The organism is Paenibacillus roseus (assembly GCF_016424485.1).
GTDB classification, from domain to species: domain Bacteria; phylum Bacillota; class Bacilli; order Paenibacillales; family Paenibacillaceae; genus Paenibacillus_D; species Paenibacillus_D roseus.
Map to the genome: position 1 here is coordinate 39,796 of NZ_JAELUP010000005.1, position 20,824 is coordinate 60,619.

Here is a 20,824-nt window from a genome sequence, read left to right on the forward strand (position 1 = left end):
CAATCTTTTAATTGATAAAAAAATTTAATTTTAGGCATTTCCGGTTGACAACATTTCCTTTTTTTATGCTATAATAGATTTAGTAATACGAGATTCAGACTGCTGCAAGACACGCTTTCTTGGTTTATTCCTCTTTTTATTCGCCCGCCTTATATCCTGCTTATATGAAACAAGCCCATACCTACTTTAAATTTTTCCTTCTTTCTCACGGTTTCAGCAATCCGTTCTTATTCTTCATTCCTGATCTGTGTATAAGCTCTTTTTGAGTTTATATAAATCCAACCTGCAAAGGGAGGTTGTTCTATGAATTAAGACGAACAGGTTTTAGCACAAGCATTCGCTTCAAGTCATCTTACAAAACCAAGGAGGAATATCACATGACCACCATTCAATTGCCTCAATCGGGTGTCAAAAAGTTTTTTGCTCTTTCGCTTATTATGGCGCTGGTTTCAACTCTTTTTGTAATTGCCCCAAGCACAACTTCCGCCCACGGTTACGTTGAAGGGCCGGCGAGCCGCGCAGCACTCTGTAAATCCGGTCAAAATACAAACTGCGGTTCAATTGTTTATGAGCCTCAAAGTCTTGAAGCGCCTAAGGGCTTCCCTGCTGCAGGACCTGCAGATGGAAAGATTGCAAGTGCCAATGGAGCATTCCCTGAGCTTGACCAGCAGTCAGCTACCCGCTGGGCTAAGGTGAACCTGTCCTCCGGACAAAACTCCTTTACATGGAAATTTACAGCCAATCATAGAACGGCTAACTGGAAGTACTATATTACTAAAACCAACTGGAATCCGAATGCTGCTCTGACTCGCAACTCGTTTGACCTCACTCCGTTCTGTACTGACAATTACAACGCAACGCAGCCCCCTTCAACCTATACAAGCAATTGTAATGTTCCGTCCCGCAGTGGATACCATGTCATTCTTGCTGTATGGGAAATCTTTGATACAGCAAACGCTTTCTATAATGTAATTGACGTCAATTTCTCCGGCTCCAACCCTACTGACACACAGGCGCCTACTGCTCCGTCTTCCCTGACAAGCTCAAATGTAACAACAAATAGCGTATCCCTTTCATGGAACGCCTCCACAGATAATGTCGGGGTAAACGGGTACCAGATTTTCCAAGGCTCCAATCAGATCGGCACTGTGTCAGGCTCCACGCTAAGTTACAACGTTACCGGACTGTCGCCCAATACGACCTACAGCTTTAATGTCAAAGCTTCGGATGCTGCCGGCAATGTATCTTCCAATAGCAACACAGTCAGTGTGACGACGCTTTCTTCATCCACACCGGACACTCAAGCGCCTACAGCGCCGGGCGGATTGCAAGTTTTGGGAGCGCCTACATCCAACAGTATCCAACTGAAGTGGAATGCTTCTACGGATAATGTCGGCGTGACAGGTTACCAAATTTACCGCGGTTCGACCCTTGTCACCACTGTATCCGGCACAACGACCAGCTATACAGTAACAGGACTTAATCCAAGCACAACCTATACGTTCAGTGTACGCGCAATTGACGCAGCAGGCAATCAATCCACGGCCAGTACCGTATCCGGCACTACTGCTTCTGCTTCGACTACACCTGCATGGGCGCCGAACACGTATTACGCTGTTGGAGCACTTGTAACCTATAATGGTTCTGTCTATGAGTGCAGACAGGCCCATACCTCCCTTGTAGGCTGGGAGCCTACCGCAACTCCAGCACTTTGGCTGAAGAAATAAGCGCTGTCCGGCCTGTTTGAATATTAAGAGGTCAAATTAGGTTAGCCCTCCTTGCTCTGCCTGCGGCAGAAGAAGGAGGGCTAACTTCTTAATATTGAATCCGTCACAGCACTCCGAATTAAATCACGCTTGCCGTCTCGTCATGGACACCCTGCAGATTCAATTCTTCTCCGTAGTGGCAGGCAGTGTAATGATTCTCCCCCACCTGGCGAAGCTCCGGCGCCTCCCGGACGCACTTCTCTGTCTTATAAGCGCAGCGCGGATGGAAGTGACAGCCGCTTGGCGGGTTGGCAGGATTCGGCATTTCTCCTTGGAGAATAATACGACTCTTATTCAGCTCCGGGTCCGGTTGCGGCACAGCAGACATAAGCGCTTCTGTGTACGGATGCTTAGGGCTGCCGAAGAGGGATTCCGTTGCCGCCAGCTCGACAATTTTGCCCAGATGCATGACCGCTACCCGGTCAGAGATATTTTGTACAATCGAGAGATCATGAGAGATAAATATATAAGTGATCTGAAGCTGCTCCTGCAAATCCTTAAGCAGGTTAATAATCTGTGCCTGGATGGATACATCCAGCGCCGACACGGCTTCGTCGCAGACGATCAGCCTCGGGTGCATAATGAGTGCCCGAGCGATGGCAATCCTCTGTCTCTGTCCGCCAGAGAAGGCATGGGGGTAACGCTGCAAGTAGTTGACGTTCAATCCAGTCTTCTCAGCAATTTCCATAACCTTCTGCTCTATTTCGGCTCTGCTCAACTTGAAATTGGCAATTAGCGGTTCGGCAATAATGTCAAAGACACTCATCCTCGGACTTAGCGAGGAATACGGATCTTGGAAAATCATCTGGACATTCCTTCGATACGGCTTGGCTTTCTTGCCCTTGAGCTCCAGGAAGTCAATCTGCTCCCCATTCTCGGTATGATAGTAGACATGCCCGGAAGAGGCATCCATCCCTCTGACAAGGCAGCGCCCGAGCGTTGTCTTGCCGCAGCCGGACTCTCCTACAATGCTCAAGGTCTCCCCTTCAATCAGCTCAAAGGAAATATCATTAAGCACGCGCACAGAAGCAGGCTTGCGGAACAAGGCCGTTTTGGATTTGACTTGAAAATATTTATTTATATTGGAGACACTTAGTATTTTCTTGGTCATTGTGATTCTCCTTCACTCTGATCCTCATACAGGAAGCATCTGACGGAATGTTGATCAGAGATATGGGTTTTCGGCACAGCCTTGGTATTGCATACGCCTTCAATTCGATCCTTGCAGCGGTCATAGAAGCCGCACATTGGAGGCAGACCGATCGGCATCGGAACCGCGCCTTCGATGGAATCCAGGCGCTTGCTCTTGTTCCCGCCAAGCCTTGGCATCGACTTGAGCAGCCCTTTGGTGTACGGGTGCTTCGGATTATAGAAAATCTCCTTTACCGGTGCCTGCTCGACGATTTTGCCAAGATACATGACGGCTACTTCATCGCACATTTTAGCAATAATACCCAAATCGTGGGTCACGAGCAAAATCGCCATGCCCAGTTCCTTCTGAAGCTCACGCATGAGTTCCAACACCTGAGCCTGAATTGTAACGTCAAGCGCCGTCGTCGGCTCATCCGCAATGAGCAGCTCCGGGTTGCAGGACAAGGCCATTGAGATCATTGCCCGCTGTCGCATCCCGCCGGAGAACTCATGGGGGTACTGGTCAAACCGCTTCTCCTGATCGGAAATACCGACCTTGGCCAGCATTTCAAGCGCAATCTTCTTCGCTTTCTTCTTATCCTTGGTCCGATGAATCAGAATGGCTTCCATAATCTGATTGCCGATCGTGTACATCGGCGAGAATGCTGTCATCGGCTCTTGGAAGATCATCGCGATCTTCCGACCGCGAATGGAGCGAATTCTCTTCCCCGTCGGAGGAAGGGACAACAGATCCAAATTGTGCAATGCTTTCTCCGACTCGGAATGGTACACAGCGCTTCCTGTCGTCTCGCATTCCTTGGGGTTGATGCTGATAATCGACCTGCTGGTAAGGCTTTTGCCACATCCAGACTCACCGACCAGCCCCAATGTTTTCCCTTTATAAATGTTAAAATCTACACCGTCCACTGCTTGCATGACTCCGTTATCCGTCTCAATGCGGATTTTAAGGTCTTGAACGGATAGTAGCGGTTGCTCCGTGCGAGCTGCCTGAGTGGTCATCCTATCCCCTCGCTTGCCTTGTAATAAATTCATTATTTCTTATATGGGTCCGCTGCATCGCGCAGGCCGTCTCCCAGGAAGTTATAAGTCAATACAGTCAAAATAACGATTCCGAGCGGGAAGAGCTTCCACGGGTACAGCGCAACGTTCTCAATCTTCTGAGCTTCCTGAAGCAGTACCCCCCAGCTTGTCGCCGGCGAGCGGATACCAAGTCCAAGGAAACTCATCGCAGTCTCAGCCAAAATCATTCCTGGGATTGCCAAGGTTGTCGCAACGACCAGATAGCTGATAAAGCCTGGCAGCAGATGCTTGATAATAATTTTGGCGTCGCTCACACCGGCAATTTTGGCCGCAATTACGTAATCCTCGTTCTTCAACGCAATGAATTTACCCCTTACAACCCTTGCCAGATCGGTCCAGCCGATGAAGGCGAAGATAATGACGATGTACAGATACATCGTAACGACCGGAATGCGGGGTGGAATAGCCGCCGACAAGGCCATCCACAACGGGAGCGTCGGGAAAGAACGAATAATCTCAATTAAACGCTGAATGGCGGAATCCAGCCAGCCGCCGAAATAACCGGAGATACCTCCGATGAACAAGCCGATTATAAAGCTGATTCCGACTCCGACGAGCGGAATACTAAGCGAAACCTGACTACCCAGCACGATACGGGAGAACATGTCTCTGCCCATGCCATCCGTGCCGAGCAGGAAGATACGTCCAGGCTCCTCGACTCCCATCAGGTGCAGAGAAGTTGGGATCAAGCCCAGAAACTTGTATTCCTCTCCCTTTACAAAAAATTGTATCGGATAACGCTTATCGGTATCCGCTACGAATATTTTACGCATGGTCTCCGGGTCGCGCTCGGATTTAAGCCCGTACACGAACGGCTTGAAGTGAAACTTGCCATCCGCATCTATCAATTTCAACCCCATAGGTGGTGCATTGACATATTTGCTATCGTAGCTTTGCAGCCCGTACGGGGCGATAAATTGAGCGAATATAGCAGCAGCGTACAGCAATGCCAGAATGACCAGGCTGGCGCGCGCCAGCTTGTGCTTCTTGAATCGAAGATAGATAAGCCGCCATTGCGAGCTGTAATTGGCATCTTTGGTCTTTGCCGTATTGAAAACTTCGGGTTTTTGTCTTCTGAATACAGGTAATGTTCTCATCGGTTAGTTACCTCTGAACTCTGTACGGATTTTTGGATCGAGCCATGCAAGCAGGATATCGGAAATCAAGGTTCCGATTACGGTCAAGAGCGCCATAAACAGCAACCAGGAACCGGCAAGATACATATCCTGTCCAAGCAACGCATTATACATAACCGGCCCTTGAATCGGCAAGTTCAACACGATAGCTGTAATTGTCGCGCCTGTAAAAATGGAAGAAAGCGACCATCCGAGCGTGCTGACAATCGGGTTGAGTGCAGCTCGTGTCGGGTATTTGAACAAAATGCTCATCTCGGACAAACCCTTCGCTCTGGCAGTGACCACGCTCGGTTTGTTCAACTCATCCAGCATTTGTCCCCGCATAATACGGACCAAGTCGGCCGTACTCGACAGTCCGATAACGATGACCGGAATGATCATATGCTTCATCAGGTCGAATACCTTTGCCATAGACCATGGAGCATTAACATATTCGCTTGAAAATAATCCTAGTAGTGGATCTCCAAACCAATTATATGACAGATACATTAAAATAATCGCGAGCAAAAAGTTCGGTGTCGCCATTCCGATAAAACTCAGTCCGGAGAAAAAATAATCTCCTGCGGAATATTGCTTGACAGCCGTATAGATTCCGATCGGGATTGCAACTGCATATTGGAATAGCATAGTGACAAGTGATACGACAAGCGTCAGAACTATATACTGACCGACGACGTCAATTACCGGCTTATTGAAATTAAACGAAAAGCCAAAGTCACCATGCAAAATAATTTTCTTCATCCATACAAAATATTGTTCGTATACTGGACGATCCAGGCCCAGATTGGCCCTCATCTCATCCATCTCTGCCTGTGTCATCACTTCGCCTGCCGCCGACATTTTGGCCGAGTAGCTGGATACATAATCGCCTGGCGGAAGCTGGATGATATAGAAGACGATAAAAGAGATCAAGATGACAACAGGGATCACTAACAGGATTCTTTTTATTATATATTGAAGCATCTCATATCCTATCCTCTCTGGAACAAATAAAAGCGCGAACGCTCAGCGCAAAATAAGGAAACAATAGGGGGATAAGGTTCCCCCTATTGCCATGACTCATGTTTCAGAGTTACTGCTCAATAAAGTATTGTGACGGATGTCCATGACCAAGTGTGCGATATTCATCCGCCCATACCACATCGGTCGGAATGTTGCGAATCTTGTTGGATGCCGCAATCAGCATCGGCGTCGGACCAGCGTAACCGATTACCCACTGGTTCTTCATGTGAAGCTTCATAATTTCATCACTGTATTGGTTGATTTCTTCTTTGCTTTTGCTGCCTTTGATCTTATCCCACAGCTCGAGAATCAAGGCAACGTCGCCTTCCGGCTTAACTCCCTCTTTGCCTCCGGAGGAGCTGTACAATCCATAATGTCCAAACCATGGCGTAATAACACGGAGTGGTACGAGCGCATCGGGACGGAAGGCCAGATTCGCCACCGAAATATTTTCAGTATGCATCGCAATTTTGTTCGCATATTTCAGATCGAACTGTGTACCTTGGTCCACAACCTTGGTGTTCAATTTAATTCCCAAATCCTCGTAATATTTCTTCAACAGTTCCAAAAATGCTGCATTATCCGGGCTGCCCTCAACGATTTCCAGTGTCAAATCCGAACCGTCAGGGAACAGGCGGAAATTGTCTTTGTCACGCTTGGTCAGACCAAGCTCATCCAGAATCTGATTGGCGCGCTGAGGATCGAATTCTGCCCATTGCTTCGCCCAGCCTTCCTGATATCCGACAACTCCTTCCGGTACGGATGCCTGGATTGGTTCAGCCAGACCATTGGTTACGATCTCGGAAATTTCCACACGGTCAACCCCGATGGAAAGCGCTTCTCTGAAACGAATATCCTGGAACAGCTTGCGCAAATTCGGGTCAGGCGTCGTCTGGTTCAACTGAACTGCAGCACTGGACCAAGTTGGCTGTGTCCAAGGAATGACACGGAAGTCGCCCTTCTTCTCGTTTTCCTTCAATACGGTGAAGTCTCTGGATTCAAAGGTAACCAGATTGAAATCACCGGCCAGTGTACCAAGCAGCTTTTGGCTCGGGTCCTGAATCTTTGTCGCAACAATGCGGTCGATATAAGGAAGCTGTTTGCCATCCGCATCCGTTTTCCAGAAGTAAGGGTTGCGCTCCATTACGAACTGATCGCCGTTCGCATCGGTCTTTGGAACCCAGGCTCTGAGCGTCGGAATTTGATAATGAATCCAGTCGTAGTACCCGGTTTCAACCAGGAATACTTTAGGGTCCTCATAGCCCCATTGTTTCGTAATTTCCAGCGTTTTCGCATCTCCAACCAATTCAGGGAGAATCTCCTTGTGGAAGTGAGCCGGTGCGAAGAACCATTTGTTATCAATAGCTACACGCTCCAGAAACTGTACGCTTGGATATTTATGAGTCACGGTAAAGGTATAGTCATTCACCTTTTTCACTTCAGCCAGTGCCCGATCGCCTGTCGCAGGATCGACAGAATAGTAAGCGTCGTAGATTTTCTTACCGAAGGTTTCCTTCGTCAGCATATGCTCCCAGTAGAACAATACATCGTCTGCTGTGAATGGTACGCCATCGGACCATTTCATTCCTTCACGAAGATGAATCGTGAATACGGTGGAGTCTTCATTGACTTCATAGCCTTTGGCTACGTTAGGCTCAACCTTGTCTCCTTCTTTGGTGAAACGGAAAAGCGCTTCCTCAGTTGCCATTCCGATGCCCCATTTGTCGCCGGGACCCGTCCATGGCATTTTCCAGTCGCCGCCGTACGTCCCAATCTCATCGGTCACTTGTTCAATCATGATGTCTGCTTGTACCGGCAGACGCTGCTCCAGCGCCGGCAATGTGCCAGCCTTAACCAACGCTTCAAGCATTGGCGCCTCTTTGGCATCAGACTTTGGCGTCTCTACCTTTTTGTCCTCATCTTTAGGTTTTTCAACTTCTTTTGGCGCAGCGTTGTTGCTGCACCCTGCAATAATCAAGGCCATCACGACGAAAAGCAGGATAAATTTTTTATTTCTCTTCAAGCGAACCCCTCCACAATTGAATTTCCATAAGAGATTTCTCTATTGACTTGCCTGGCCTCACCCCCTCAAATCATTCCATCTAAAACAATGATTCGGTTGCTTTCAGCCTATACTTGTTCTAATCCAGCACAACATCATCGCGCAGAGCGCTTTTTTCTTGCGGCCCGACAGGTCCGTCAGCTAGCAAAGGCTGTCCAAAATAACTGCCTTGGCCCGGATTTCCGAAACGGTAGATAGCGCCGCCATTTTCCCAAGGCCAGTAGTTTCTCTCGAGCCATGCCGGGAATGAATTGCCTAGTCCAATGCCTTTCGCCTGATTCGGATAATATTCGAACGCCTGAATGTTGTTCCATGTATCCCAGGCAGTTCCTTGATTCGCCACGTCAGTCAGTTGCACAACTACCAGATTCATGTAAACATGGTTTCCCTGGTCCTTCCACATGCCATGCGAGCCGAAGGCGGAGTAAGCTACAGGATGCGTGCCATTGATCTTATTGACCTCGCTCCAGTTGTATACCGTGCTGAATGAATGAGCGCCGTACAAGACTTGAACCGGCTTCATATATCGGGTGTTATTGTCTTCAAATTTTGCCATCCGGACCGTGATCCGCTCCCAGTCGCCCACATGACTGCCGACCTCTGTGCCAAGAACCGTCTTGCCCAAATCGTAAGGACTGAACTGGTAGTAGACCAGATCCACGTTATCGTATTCCTTCTCTACCCAGAATGCATAGATTGGCGCGTTCGCCAAATCGCCTGTGAAATAAGGCAGCTTCAGATTGTATGGATTAAGCGCAGTCTTGGTCTTCAACTCATATGCGCCAGAACTCGGATTCACATAACGGTCCATATAAGGGAAGGTGTATTCGACAGATGAAGGGAAGTACACTTCGCCTTGCGCAAACCAGATCCGTGGAGCAAATGTTTGCAAGATTTGGCGTTTGGCTGTGTTGCTGTATGTATTGCCCGGGACCGCAACACTTGTTGAATCTATTGGCGAAACAGTCTCCACTTTCAAACTGGAAACAACATCATTAAAATCGTCAAGATACATCTTGTCCGCCGTTAGTACCCTTGATGCCCCTTGAAAGTTCTGATCCTTATACAGGGTCACCTTGTAGCCAGGCCGAATCCGGATCGCGGACATCTTGTCGTTGCCTACGCCTGCATTAAGGGCATTCGTGTTGTATTGCCCTACATCAAACTGCTGTTCTGCACCGCCATACGGCGAGTCTGCATAAGCAATGACAGGACCGCCGATCCGTTCAACCTTAAGGCTGGAGGTCTCATCGTTAAAATATCCTAAATTTGATATGTCTGACCTGAGCACATAACTTTCTCCAGAATAATCTGCATTCTTGTATAGCGTTACCCGATACCCCAGAGCTACCCGGACGGAGGTGATATCATCATTTCCCACACCCGAACTCAGCACATCCACATTATAAGAACCTACGTCAAAACTTTGCGAAGTTCCCGTAAAATCCGCATCCTTGTAAACGGTTACTGGTAAAGGATTAGCTTGAACCGCCTTAGGCCCTGCCAAGGCAAATGAAGTCGACAGCATTGCAAAGAGAGCGACGAGTACCCATAACTTAGTTTTTCTCATACTCAGACTCCTTATTTTCAATTTGGGTTGCGCCTTGCAGAGACAAATTTTTAATAATACGGATTTACGAAACCCCCTTAATTTTGATAACGCTTTCAAATATGGTCCGCCACTCGTTTCCAAACCATGCCAGAACCATATATTAAAGAATAATGTATGTCATTGACATATACAACAGCAAAAGCAATTAAATTTTTATTTTGTTCGATATCAGAGAAGAGAATCTATAGGAACTTATGATTGGTGAAGCTGCCCCGACCGGAAATCAGATACCAGTTGACTATCAAGATTTCTGCTGATCGTATGTACCGAACTTCGTTCTATAATGGACGTATTTACCTTGATCGTAATGGCGCCCTCCCTCGAATTCTCCATTCGTTTGCATACCAGATTGACAGCTGCCTGTCCAAGTTGTTCGGTAATTTGTCTGGCCGTAGTGAGAGGAATGGGCAACAGGCTAGAGAGCTGGATATCAGAAAATCCGATGATGGACAAATCCTCGGGCACGGATTTTTTCATATGCAGGGCTGTATAAAGGCACGAGGTCGCCAAATAGTCATCCATGCATACAACCGCTGTAAGCAAAGGATTGTTGCCAAGAAAGGTTTCCAGCTGAGGGTTGGGCGCATTCAAATTGCTCATAAAGTCTTCCGTGCAATGCAGAAAAATATTGTTGCTGTTCACGGACAGGTTGTGGTCCAGCATTGCTTGCATATATCCTTTGTATCGATCCTCCCTGCTGGTCACGCCATCAAAGGATATCGAAACATAACCGATTTCAAAATGTCCTCTACCAATCAAGTATTTCGTTAGATTGTAGGCTCCCTGATAGTGATCATGATAGACGCAATCAATACGCAGCTCACGGAAAATACGGTCAATGATGACGAGCGGGTAGTTCATCAGGTTCAACTCCAGCACCTTCTCACTGCACTTCATTCTCCCGCGCGGATACAAAATAATACCATCCACATGATCATTGTACAACTCCTGAAGACATTCCGTTTCGTCTTCTGTGCCCGTGGAAATGCGAACGAGCAGATGGCAATTGGCCTTTCGCGCTTCCTGCTCCGCGGCTGCGATTATTCTCGCTGTGTAATCATCCAAATTCGGAAATATCATGGCAATTCTTCGCTTCGCCTGTTTCTGGGGAGCAACTGCAGGCTGTACTACCGACTTATTGACCTCCTCTTGCACAAAGTCCGCTGACATAAACGTTCCTCTGCGCTCCAGCCGGTACACGATTCCTTCCTTCTCCAGAATCTGCAAAGCGAGTTTAGCCGTCATACGGCTGACTGAATAAATCTTGGCAAGTTCAGCTTCAGAAGGGACCGGATCATGCGGTTGCAAATTCCGCTTCTTGATCTCTTCCAACACTTTTTCTGCCATCTGTACATAGAGCAGCGGCTTACGCCCTGTCTTGCTGTGCCCGGACTTCATTGCAAGCATTCACTCCTGTCTGAATCTAGTGTCCATATAAAACTCAATATCTATGTCACTGGTTGTTGTTTTACCTGGCACTCTGGTTTTCAGTCATAATTTTACTTGGCTAAAATTGGTTTTACAAGCCCCATCTTTTTTTTACCTGAAATAATTCACAAAGACGATTGATTTATGGCACTAACATAACTTACAGATACCGTGTTATTCCTCGTTTCATCAGACTTGTGAGTATCACAAAAAGCAGTCCTCTTGGAGAGAAGACCGCTCTATTAGAAAGCTTCCTGGCATGAAGGACATGGGCCGGGCAACATCTGCTCTTGTGCTACAATATTGAGCTTTCCGCGCAGGGCGCTTCCGCTGCGGGCCGTGGCGGAAGCCTGACGATAGTCTTCGTCCCCTTGCCCTTCTTGCTCATATAGCTCCAATGTCCAAAGATTGCTTGTATAATCCGGAAGGATACGGTGAGCCCAAGGCCTGTACCTTTCCACTTTGTCGAGTAAAATGGCGTGCCCAGCTTCTCAAGCTCCTTCTTGGACATTCCTTTCCCGTTGTCGCATATGGACAAGCAGATATATTCCGATTCGCGGTAGCCCTTAATTCGCACCTGCCCCCCTCCGGCAGCTTCAATGGCGTTCTCAATGATACGCGACAACGCCTGCCTGACTTTCAGTTGATCTGCCCGAATCCACAAATTCTCTTCACATTCCATATTCAAGTCCACCTCATGCAACACAACCAGCGGAGACATGGACTCCTGAATTTGAGCGAGTACATCGCATATGAGAACATCCTCGACTTTCTCTACTTGCGGCCGCGCGAAATTGAGAAAATCATGAATGACGTATTCAGCATGGTTCAGTTCGGACATTGAAAGATGAATAAATCGCTTGTCTTCCCCTTCCAGGCCGCGCAGCGCCAGTTGGAGATAGCCCCTCACCACCGTTAAAGGAGATCGAAGCTCATGTGCAAAGGCCGATGCAAGCTGTCCTGCCGCGCTCATTTTTTCGCTGGCCAGCATTTGCTCCTGTGACTGCTTGGACTTGATGACCATTTCCATAAAAAGCACGATGAGCGTCATTGCGACAAGGTAGAGCGCCAGGTTGGGCGAGAAAGTGAACGCTCCTAACAATCCCTCCCGACTTTGGAGGGCCGCCTGGTACATGCGGGAAATGTACTCGGCCATCACGACCAGTCCCAGTGCAATGAGCAAGCGCTGATACGGCTGCCATCTCATGAACCCCGAACGAGCTAGCGAAACGACGCATACGACGATAAAAATCACAATCAGCGCCGCATCCGGGCTGCTGCCTCCAATAATATAACGTCCGGTGTAAAAGAAAAGCAGGGCTATCCCGAGAGATACAATGCCACCGTACAACAAGGAGATGATAACCGGGATCAGAATAGGTTCGCTGCTGAAGTCAGCGAAAACCTCAGCCCGAAACAGCATAGAGGAATTCATCGCCAGCCCGCAAAACAAACCAAGCTTAATCTGACATTTCCAGTTGCTCGAGACATGGATTAAAATCAAAAATTGATAAAATATAATCAAAAAAATAATAATAAATAATTCTAAAAGCAACTCTTTTATCATGTACGACCCCCTGTTCATTTTTGGATGCAATCAGCCATTCATGCTGTCTAATATGGGACTTCCTATCACCTCCTCAACAATCATACCTGTTATTTCGACAGGTTCCATGTGTTTCCTCCAGGTACTTTGTACCCATATCTGCTTCCGATTCTTTGATTCGATATCCTGAATCCAGCTTGAAGCTATTATTGTCCGAAACTTTTACCATAAAAATTATGTAAATATTGGATTTAATTCTTTCTCTTTATAGTCGCTGCAACTTGCTGGGAGATCAAGCTTTAAAGGGGAGCCTTGCTTATATAAAAAAAGACCAATCCCCCTTTGCTCCCAATAGCAAAAGGGTCTTGGCCTGTAAACTGCTATAAACTTCGTGATGCATCCTATCTCGTTAACGGCCGGTTGTAGCCTTTGTCCCCGAATGGCTGCAATTTTTCAAACCACCGCTTCTTCAATTGCTTCAGCTCCCAGCGCATATCGGATATGTCATCGGCTTCCTTCTGCTCCAGCACCTCATAGCTGAAACTTTCGGCTCCAAGCTCCTTCCATTCCTTTTGCAACTCCAGGTTTGGGAACTGTCCCATATCCAATGACGCCTGGATCGTCGACCATTTGTTTTTCAAGTTCGGATAAGTGTCCACAAAAATTTTGCCGCTCACCTTATTCGTCACTTGAATCACGCCCATATAGGTTTTAAGCTGCTTGTATGCTTCCTGCAATTCTTTGCGCCTGTTTTTATCCATGTCTGATTCTCCTTCCCACTAACTTGTGGAAGCCACTATCACAGATATCGTTGAACCCATTGTATAGCCTTGAACCGCCGCGGCCGATGTCTCCTCCAATTTGCCTCTTCGGCCTTTAATATCCCATCTCTTTGAGTACACGGGACAACACTTTCAGCCGTTCCCCGATCATCTCGCTATCGTCACTAAGCGCCTGGGCAAACAGCTTAATATCCTGATCAATCATCGGATTCTCGTCGCACACGGATACGGTCATCGCGTCTCCCTGCAGCCCTACGCGGTCAATCGTCGAATGCTCTGGATCATACATCTTCGGGAAACGGTACGCCTCCTGGAAATACAAGCTGCTCCGGCAAATCAGAATTGCAAGGTCAAGCACGCGATGCATAGGCAGCTCCTCTGACTGTCTGGACCACTTCTCCCCTGTATATCTCCATACCTTGGCTGAGATATCTACCTTGCCCCGGTCATTCCACTGCGCCAAACCTAGAGACAGACCTTTGGCATCGGAATTGCCGGCATAACGGCCGTCAACCCGTTCATAATTTTCTGAGATGATAACAGGTTTATGTTTCAAAGTTGTAGGAATTTTCATTTTTTCACACTCCAAGTCGATGATATAGCAATTTGCGGATCACTTATTTGCAGGAAGCATAGGTTAATATAGAGATTTAGTGATTTAGTAATTCAGTTATTTAGTAATTTAGTAAATATGAATCTAATCATAACCTCCCCTCCCTCGTTTGTCAATTGAGGGTAGGGAGCATTATGAATGATTACGTTAGGTCAACGGCAGCCATTCAAGCACACGCTTTATTTTGGCATCCCAATAGCGCCAATCGTGTTTTCCAGCCTCTTCTTCATAAGTGACCTCAAGACCTATATTTTGGACATGGGCCAGGAAGCGCTGGTTGTCAGCATACAAGAAATCTTCTGTACCGCAGCATTGAAAAAGCTTTGGAACAGGTGCATCGCTGCGCTTCAACCTCGACGCCAATTCGAACAGATCATTGTCGCTGCCCTTTGCCTCGTCCTGGGAACCAAAAATAAGGTTATATTCGGTTTGACCAAGCGGTCTCCCCTCGTCAGCCAAAGTTAAAATATCCATTGCGCCCGATAGACTGGCAACAGCTGCAAACCGTTCCGGATGCCTAAGCCCCAATTTGAATGCGCCGTACCCTCCCATCGAAAGTCCCGCGGCAAAGCGTTCTTCCCGGCGGTCAGACAAAGGAAACAAGGATTCTGCAATGTGAGGCAATTCCTCGCTAATAAACGTCCAGTAGTTATGTCCATGCTTCATATCGGTATAGAAGCCGCGATAGACGGTCGGCATGATGACAGCCAAGTTCATCCCGCTGACATCACGTTCAATTGACGTTGCTCTCTGCCATATCGTATGGTCGTCCGATAATCCGTGCAGCAGGTAGAGCGTAGGAAATTTACTTTTATCCCCCAGTTTGCCGCTCTGCTTGGCTTGATTATAGCCGGGAACGGGCAAAATGACATTCATAGTAACAGAGAGTCCAAGTGTCTCTGCAAAATAATTGCACTGTATAAGAGCCATTGCAGCCACCTCCTGCTTGAATACATCTATTTTGTCGTACGAAATTTATGGCTCAAAACCAAAATTAGTGGTTGAGCCAAATTTATTGTACGAAAAAAGATCAACCCTAACAACTGGAATGCCTCAATCGCGACTTCAACTTCCAATTTAAATGCGTTGTCCCAGAGGCAAAACAAAAAGCCACAGCCGGATTCAACTCCGGAGTGACCTTGTTGCATTTACTTTTTTCGTATAAATGATTTTCTTAATACTATCGCTTGACAGACAGAATTGCTCTGCCAGTTGGACAATAGTCGATCCTTCCGCATATTTACGGCGGATATCGAGATTTCGCTCCTGCAGGTAGACCCTGCTCCCCGAATTCTCGCCCCAGGACTTGCGCGTCCCTTCAGGCTTGGGGATGTAGACCATTCCACCATGTATATACTTTTGAATTTCCTTCAGCAATTCTTCGGGAAAAATAACATCTGCGTTCACATATTTCATGATAGCTCGCTCCTTAGATTTTATAATCTTCAAGGAAGCAAAGTCTATCTTATGAACATCCGTGATTCTTTATTTAAAGCGGTTACTACACCTGTGCTCTATACAAACAACCGCCGTTGTTCACCAATAGACTTTGCATAGAGCGAATTTTTAATTTCCACATCGATCGAACCCACCTTTCTTTAAAATCCTCTTGACTGTATTCCATCAACGTCTACCTCCAATTATACGATATAATGGGGATTTTTTTAATTTTTACATACTTATTATAAATACGGACCCCAAGCAAAGATAGGTAAAAAACAGTTCTAAATCAATTTTGCATTCTCATTTTAGGTTAGGCTCAAAACCAAAATCAGTGCTTGACCACTAGCGAGGGGGGAACGCTGCGTGGCAAAGGATTCTTCCGATCGCTGTTAAAGCCCGATTCCTTCATTTGATGAGCGTTTGCAGGGGGAATCGGGCTTAAAAGGCGACCGCTGTCGCTTCTCCAGAATTCCTTTGCCCCTTCGCTGCTCTCTCCTGTCTGGCAAGCACTGATTTTTAGGTTGAGTCCTCATTTTATATGTTAAATAAGTTCTTGAATAATCCAATCAGCCCGCCCGGAAGGAGGAATTTTTTGACCAGCAGCAAAACGATAATCAATCCAATTACCATGGCAACTTTACCAACTGTTTTATTCACTGTAAATCCCCTCTCTTGCATATGGATTATTCGTTCAATAGCCGTTCCATCAGTTCATCCAGCGACAGCGGTTGGTCCCTGACAATCGGAATCTGGTTGGCATTCAGGCTATCAAGCGTCTCCTGCCAATTCCGGGTAATGAGATGAGGATAGGGATAGCCGTTATATTCCACAACGCCCGGGATCACAGACAGATCAGGCAGTTTGTCAGCAGACAGCCATACCCGGCGCCAGGATTGGATTAGCCTATCCTTTTCCAACGGTCCTTCAATCCTCCCATTCTTAAGCAAAAGAATCTGATCGGCAAACTGTCGAATATCTTCGATTGCATGGGTTGTCATCAGCACCGTCCGTTCAATCCGTTCCGCATCCTCTACCAGCATTTCCTTGAATCGATTGCGGCTATTAATATCGAGACCGTTGGTCGGTTCGTCCAGCAGCAATACAGGCGCTTGCGTACTTAATGCCAGCGTCAGCGCGACCTTTTTTCGCTCTCCCTGGGACATTTTTTCGTAGCGTTTGTCTAAGGGAACTTTGAACTGCTCCGCCCGTCTCAGAAAATGACTGCGCTCCCAGGAAGCATACCACGGGGCAATCATGTCCCCCATCTGGCCCAGGGTAAAGAGCTCGCAGCCTTCGAGCGGATCGGGAGCAAAGGCAATCAGTTGTTTGATTCTATGTTCATCTTGAGGATAGCTTCTCCCGTATATTTCGATGATGCCTGAAGCAGGCTTCATCAGGTTCATGCAGCATTTCAACAATGTACTCTTGCCTGAGCTGTTCGGACCGAGAAGCGCATAGGTCATGTTCGGCTCAAGCTCCAGATCGATCGGTCCAAGATGAATATCATCCTGTTGCTTGACCAGTTGCTTGATATGTAACGGAATTCCGCTGTTCATCGCCCCTTTGTTCCCCTTTCCTTCATAAGCTCCAAGAGTACTTTTTCAAAAGTTTCCCGTGTCTTCGCCTCGTCATTTTGCAGCCGGAGACTCATTTCTACGGCGGTGCGAAAAGCCTGATACAGACTTTCATCGGCGACATGCTGCTTTTCTTCCGCTTGAACATCGGCTACGAATGTCCCTTTACCCTGAACGGTTTGTATGAATTTGCGCTGCTCCAAATTTTGATAAGCCCGGTTCACTGTAATCACGCTGCAGGATAAATCGCTGGCGAGCGCACGTATGGAAGGCAGCGGCATCCCTGGCTTTAGCTGGCCGCTAACAATAAAGGAGATCAGTTGTTGTTCAATCTGATGATAGATGGGCTCCCTGCTATGCTCAGAGATTTGGATTGGCAGTTGAATCTCCGACACCTCCTTTCTATGAGAAATCCCGCTTGAGCAGACGTCTCGTCAAGGACTGCTGGAACACCCCGACCCCAATAAGTCCGACCAGAATGGATATAACCGAAGGCAAGACCAGACTGTGCTGCACGGCCTCAATCATGCTCACATAAATCGGCTTGCCCAGAGCGTAATGCAGCAAGGAAACGAGCCCAACCATCAGCACAATGATGACCATTGCCACCACAGCAAGAGTAGTACCTTTCGCACCGAATTCAAAAAACGGATGGATACCATTGATTGCTAGTGCGTATCCAACCCACATCAGCAAATAAACAATATATTGCCAAATGTTGATAAGCTCAGAAAACGCCGGCCAGCTCACCTGGACGAACATGTATAAAAATGCGGTCATTGTAGCTGCAAAGCAAATCAGCATATGAAACATGCGGCTCCAGGCTACGACTTTAACAGGGATCGGCCACATCCGGTAAAAGCTGAGTCTTTTCAAAAACGGTTCATCTGCAAGCATGCTCCAGCTCAAATACTCCTTGGAGACAGAGAGCGCCCCCAGTGTAGGCAGCATCGCCAAAAGCACCAGATCCGGATAAAACGTTGTATAGAGATCGGCAATCGCCATTCTCCCTTCAATTGCAGTTGCAACCGACTTGCCGCAAATATAACCTAGCATTGCCGAGAACAGCACCGTCAACAGCAGCGCATACAACCGGGGCTTCAATTCATTCAAGGCCATTACCAACGCGTAACGCATATCATTCACACTCATGCATCTCCACCCGAAGTAATGCCCAGGAAGTCAAATCCGTAATAAGCTGCAACTGCTGCAAGAACAGTCGTAACCAGCAGCCCGGCTGTCAGCCAGAACGTAACCGCTCTGCGCGGGGCCTTGAACATCATCGCAAATGCCGCAGCGATCTCCGTGCCGATAAGCAGCGGTCCGACTATTGCCAAACCCGGGAGCCCGTATTTGACAAAAATACGATGCGCAAGCTCTCGGCTTTTGCCCTCCTTTTTCGTTTCTCCCCTCCCGCGCCGTCTTTTTGCCCGCCACTGCTGATACCTGTCAAAAGCAAAAACAACCAGCAGCATGACCAACCAGTTTCCTAGAAAAGCGGCAATACTGACTGCAACGGGGTTTAATCCGAATGCAATACCAAGTGTCACAACAACGGCGGATTCAAGCCAAGGCAGCGCAGCCAGAAAAAACACTGCGAGATATGTCCACTCTTTTAAATACTCTGTAATCACATAAGTGCCTCCTTCGAACGATTTAGGTGTTAATGTGTTTATATGTATATATACAGTATATCACACTAATGCAATTGTCAATCCCTGTTGGAGTCCAGCGCAGAAAAAAATGGCTCTCGGTCTGCACCGGAGCCACTTTCACTATAAACAATTATTTTGTTGCTACAAACGCCTTATCTTGCGATACAGCCAATTGGTTCAGGTACAGATTTGTACCATCGCCGATTGCGTAGTTCAGAATTCGTTTGTTAACCGGAACTACCGCTGCACGGTACAGGGTAGGGAACACTGGCACTTCCTCTACCATCAGCTGTTGCCATTCATTGTAGGTTTCCTTGCGTACGTTCAGGTCGAATGCTTCCGCAGACATCCCTTTTGTCAGCAGCTCATCATTTTTCTCGCTTGCATATCTGGAGAAGTTGAACAAGGCTTCGCGTCCATACAGGTTTTGCGGATTTACGTCGATGCCGACATTCCAAGCGGCCTGGTACACATCGACTTTAGGATCATCCTCGCCCTTGCTGCCGACGCGGTCGTAGAACGTATTGAATTCAATCATTTCCAGGTTGACATTCAAGCCAATAGCTGCCCAGGATTGAACATAGTAACGGGAAAGCGGCTCCGCAATGTCTGAACCTGTCATGGAAATGAAGTTGATCACCAGTTCGCTTCCGTCCGGATTCGTACGGAATTCGCCATCTTTCTTGTAGCCTGCTTCATCCAGGATGCGATTTGCCTCTTCAGGGTTATAGACGAATCCAGGATTGGAATCGTCGTGGAACTCCGGATGAGACGGCGGAATCAATGTAGTCGCATTCCAGCGCAGACCATGGTAGAAGCGTTTGCCGACCTGGTCATTGTCAACAGCCAGAGCCATCGCTTTACGCAGGTTTACATCCGCCATTTTTGCGTTAGGGTTTGGTACGACAGCATTCTTTTCCTTATCCCATGAACCAAGCTTGAAGCCAATGTACGTGTACGCACGGTCAATCATGCCCAAGTATTCCACGTTGGACATTTTAGCATTGTCCGGGAACTGTTCAATCGGGAAGTCACTGATCAAATCAACTGCGCCAGTCTCAAGCTGCTGTACAATTGTAGTCGGGTTGATAACTTTCAGGGTCACCTTGTCCAGGTTAGGCTCGCCGCGCCAGTAGTCCGTGTTTTTCACAAATACAACCGATTCACCCGGTACGATACTTTCGACTTTGAACGCTCCATAGCCGATCGGCTTTTCGCGAACTTCTTTGGAAGCAGACATCTTGGCCACTTCCATATTGCCGAAGATATGCTTCGCCAGCGGATAGTTCCAGATTCCGCCCGTCAGCAAAGAAGGGTTGGACTTGATAAACGTAATTTGCAATTTTTTGTCGCTTAGTACCTTGATACCGGAAATTTTCTCCGCTTTGCCATCATGGTACTCGGTCATGCCTTCAACATTAGTGAAGTCCTGACCATAGCGTGGGCCATTATAATCTTTATGACCAATTACCTCATACGCGAACTCCCAGTCCTCCGCTGTTACCGGCTTGCCATCCTGCCAGTTAACATTGTCGCGAATGGTGAACGTAAAGGTGCGTCCGTCCTCCGAAACCTCATAGGTTGCCGCGCCGTCATTGGTGTAGACGTAATTGGCGTCCCAAGTAAGGAGCGACTCATCGAACCACTGAAGCACTTTGGAATCCGGGTTCCCGCCATAGAAGTTGAAGTTCAGAATGCCTTCAAACGGCGTATCCGATACGAGACCGTAAGTGATAGAACCGCCTTTGATCGGTTCCCCTTCATTCGTCTTTACATTTTTGAAATCCTTGATGTTGTAAAGGCCGTCTTCAGCAGGCTTGGTCGCTTCGCCGCCATTGTTTCCGCCATTACTTCCGCCATTTGATGGCGTGTTGTTGCCTTTGTCAGAGCTGCAGGCTGCAAGCACTACAGTCAAAGCCAGCATCAGAGTTAAAATCGACAAAAAAGACTTTTTCAATTACTTTTCCTCCCTT

General features: G+C 47.5%; 18 protein-coding genes. 1 reads left to right on the forward strand and 17 read right to left on the reverse strand.

Features of this window, described 5'->3' with window-relative positions; genetic code table 11:
* The first annotated feature begins 377 nt into the window (after positions 1-377).
* Positions 378-1,727 carry a lytic polysaccharide monooxygenase gene (locus tag JFN88_RS02275; protein WP_199017673.1) on the forward strand — a complete coding sequence of 450 codons (1,350 nt, stop codon included), beginning with the start codon at positions 378-380 and terminating at the stop codon, positions 1,725-1,727.
* Between the two features lie 118 nt (positions 1,728-1,845).
* Here the strand turns inward: JFN88_RS02275 and JFN88_RS02280 are convergent, their stop codons facing one another.
* The 17 genes from JFN88_RS02280 to JFN88_RS02360 all read right to left on the reverse strand — a co-directional run bounded on the left by JFN88_RS02280 (position 1,846) and on the right by JFN88_RS02360 (position 20,808).
* Entirely contained in the window at positions 1,846-2,877 is a 1,032-nt protein-coding gene (locus tag JFN88_RS02280) for an ABC transporter ATP-binding protein (protein WP_199017674.1), read from the reverse strand.
* Positions 2,874-3,917, reverse strand: coding sequence for an ABC transporter ATP-binding protein (locus JFN88_RS02285; RefSeq protein ID WP_199017675.1), 1,044 nt, complete (start codon positions 3,915-3,917; stop codon positions 2,874-2,876). Before JFN88_RS02285 ends, JFN88_RS02280 begins: the two co-directional genes overlap by 4 nt.
* Before the next feature lie 32 nt (positions 3,918-3,949).
* Entirely contained in the window at positions 3,950-5,095 is a 1,146-nt protein-coding gene (locus JFN88_RS02290; RefSeq protein WP_199017676.1) for an ABC transporter permease, read from the reverse strand.
* Between the two features lie 3 nt (positions 5,096-5,098).
* Positions 5,099-6,097, reverse strand: coding sequence for an ABC transporter permease (locus tag JFN88_RS02295; protein WP_199017677.1), 999 nt, complete (start codon positions 6,095-6,097; stop codon positions 5,099-5,101).
* A 109-nt stretch (positions 6,098-6,206) separates the two neighbouring features.
* Positions 6,207-8,159: an ABC transporter substrate-binding protein gene (locus JFN88_RS02300; RefSeq protein WP_233167344.1), complete on the reverse strand. Its 1,953-nt coding sequence runs from the start codon at positions 8,157-8,159 to the stop codon at positions 6,207-6,209.
* 118 nt (positions 8,160-8,277) lie between these two features.
* Complete coding sequence (locus JFN88_RS02305; protein WP_199017678.1) at positions 8,278-9,768, reverse strand: beta/gamma crystallin-related protein; 1,491 nt, start codon at positions 9,766-9,768, stop codon at positions 8,278-8,280.
* 234 nt (positions 9,769-10,002) lie between these two features.
* Complete coding sequence (locus JFN88_RS02310) at positions 10,003-11,208, reverse strand: GntR family transcriptional regulator (RefSeq protein ID WP_199017679.1); 1,206 nt, start codon at positions 11,206-11,208, stop codon at positions 10,003-10,005.
* Positions 11,209-11,533: 325 nt separating this feature from the next.
* Positions 11,534-12,805: an ATP-binding protein gene (locus JFN88_RS02315; RefSeq protein ID WP_199017680.1), complete on the reverse strand. Its 1,272-nt coding sequence runs from the start codon at positions 12,803-12,805 to the stop codon at positions 11,534-11,536.
* 380 nt (positions 12,806-13,185) lie between these two features.
* Entirely contained in the window at positions 13,186-13,545 is a 360-nt protein-coding gene (locus JFN88_RS02320) for a GIY-YIG nuclease family protein (RefSeq protein WP_199017681.1), read from the reverse strand.
* Positions 13,546-13,660: 115 nt separating this feature from the next.
* Positions 13,661-14,140: a DUF6530 family protein gene (locus JFN88_RS02325; protein WP_199017682.1), complete on the reverse strand. Its 480-nt coding sequence runs from the start codon at positions 14,138-14,140 to the stop codon at positions 13,661-13,663.
* 186 nt (positions 14,141-14,326) lie between these two features.
* Positions 14,327-15,109, reverse strand: a complete 783-nt coding sequence (locus JFN88_RS02330; protein WP_199017683.1) for an alpha/beta hydrolase — start codon at positions 15,107-15,109, stop codon at positions 14,327-14,329.
* Positions 15,110-15,301: 192 nt separating this feature from the next.
* Positions 15,302-15,595, reverse strand: a complete 294-nt coding sequence (locus tag JFN88_RS02335; RefSeq protein WP_199017684.1) for a CD3324 family protein — start codon at positions 15,593-15,595, stop codon at positions 15,302-15,304.
* A gap of 710 nt (positions 15,596-16,305) precedes the next feature.
* Positions 16,306-17,178 (reverse strand): ATP-binding cassette domain-containing protein, encoded by an 873-nt coding sequence (locus JFN88_RS02340; protein WP_199017685.1) that lies wholly within the window; start codon positions 17,176-17,178, stop codon positions 16,306-16,308.
* On the reverse strand, positions 17,175-17,591 hold the full coding sequence (locus JFN88_RS02345) for a GntR family transcriptional regulator (RefSeq protein ID WP_332908421.1): 417 nt from the start codon (positions 17,589-17,591) through the stop codon (positions 17,175-17,177). Before JFN88_RS02345 ends, JFN88_RS02340 begins: the two co-directional genes overlap by 4 nt.
* A gap of 7 nt (positions 17,592-17,598) precedes the next feature.
* On the reverse strand, positions 17,599-18,348 hold the full coding sequence (locus JFN88_RS02350) for a hypothetical protein (protein ID WP_199017686.1): 750 nt from the start codon (positions 18,346-18,348) through the stop codon (positions 17,599-17,601).
* Positions 18,345-18,830, reverse strand: a complete 486-nt coding sequence (locus JFN88_RS02355) for a small multi-drug export protein (RefSeq protein ID WP_199017687.1) — start codon at positions 18,828-18,830, stop codon at positions 18,345-18,347. The genes JFN88_RS02350 and JFN88_RS02355 overlap by 4 nt, the downstream gene beginning before the upstream one ends.
* Before the next feature lie 151 nt (positions 18,831-18,981).
* Positions 18,982-20,808 (reverse strand): oligopeptide ABC transporter substrate-binding protein, encoded by a 1,827-nt coding sequence (locus JFN88_RS02360; protein WP_379165780.1) that lies wholly within the window; start codon positions 20,806-20,808, stop codon positions 18,982-18,984.
* Positions 20,809-20,824 lie beyond the last annotated feature (16 nt).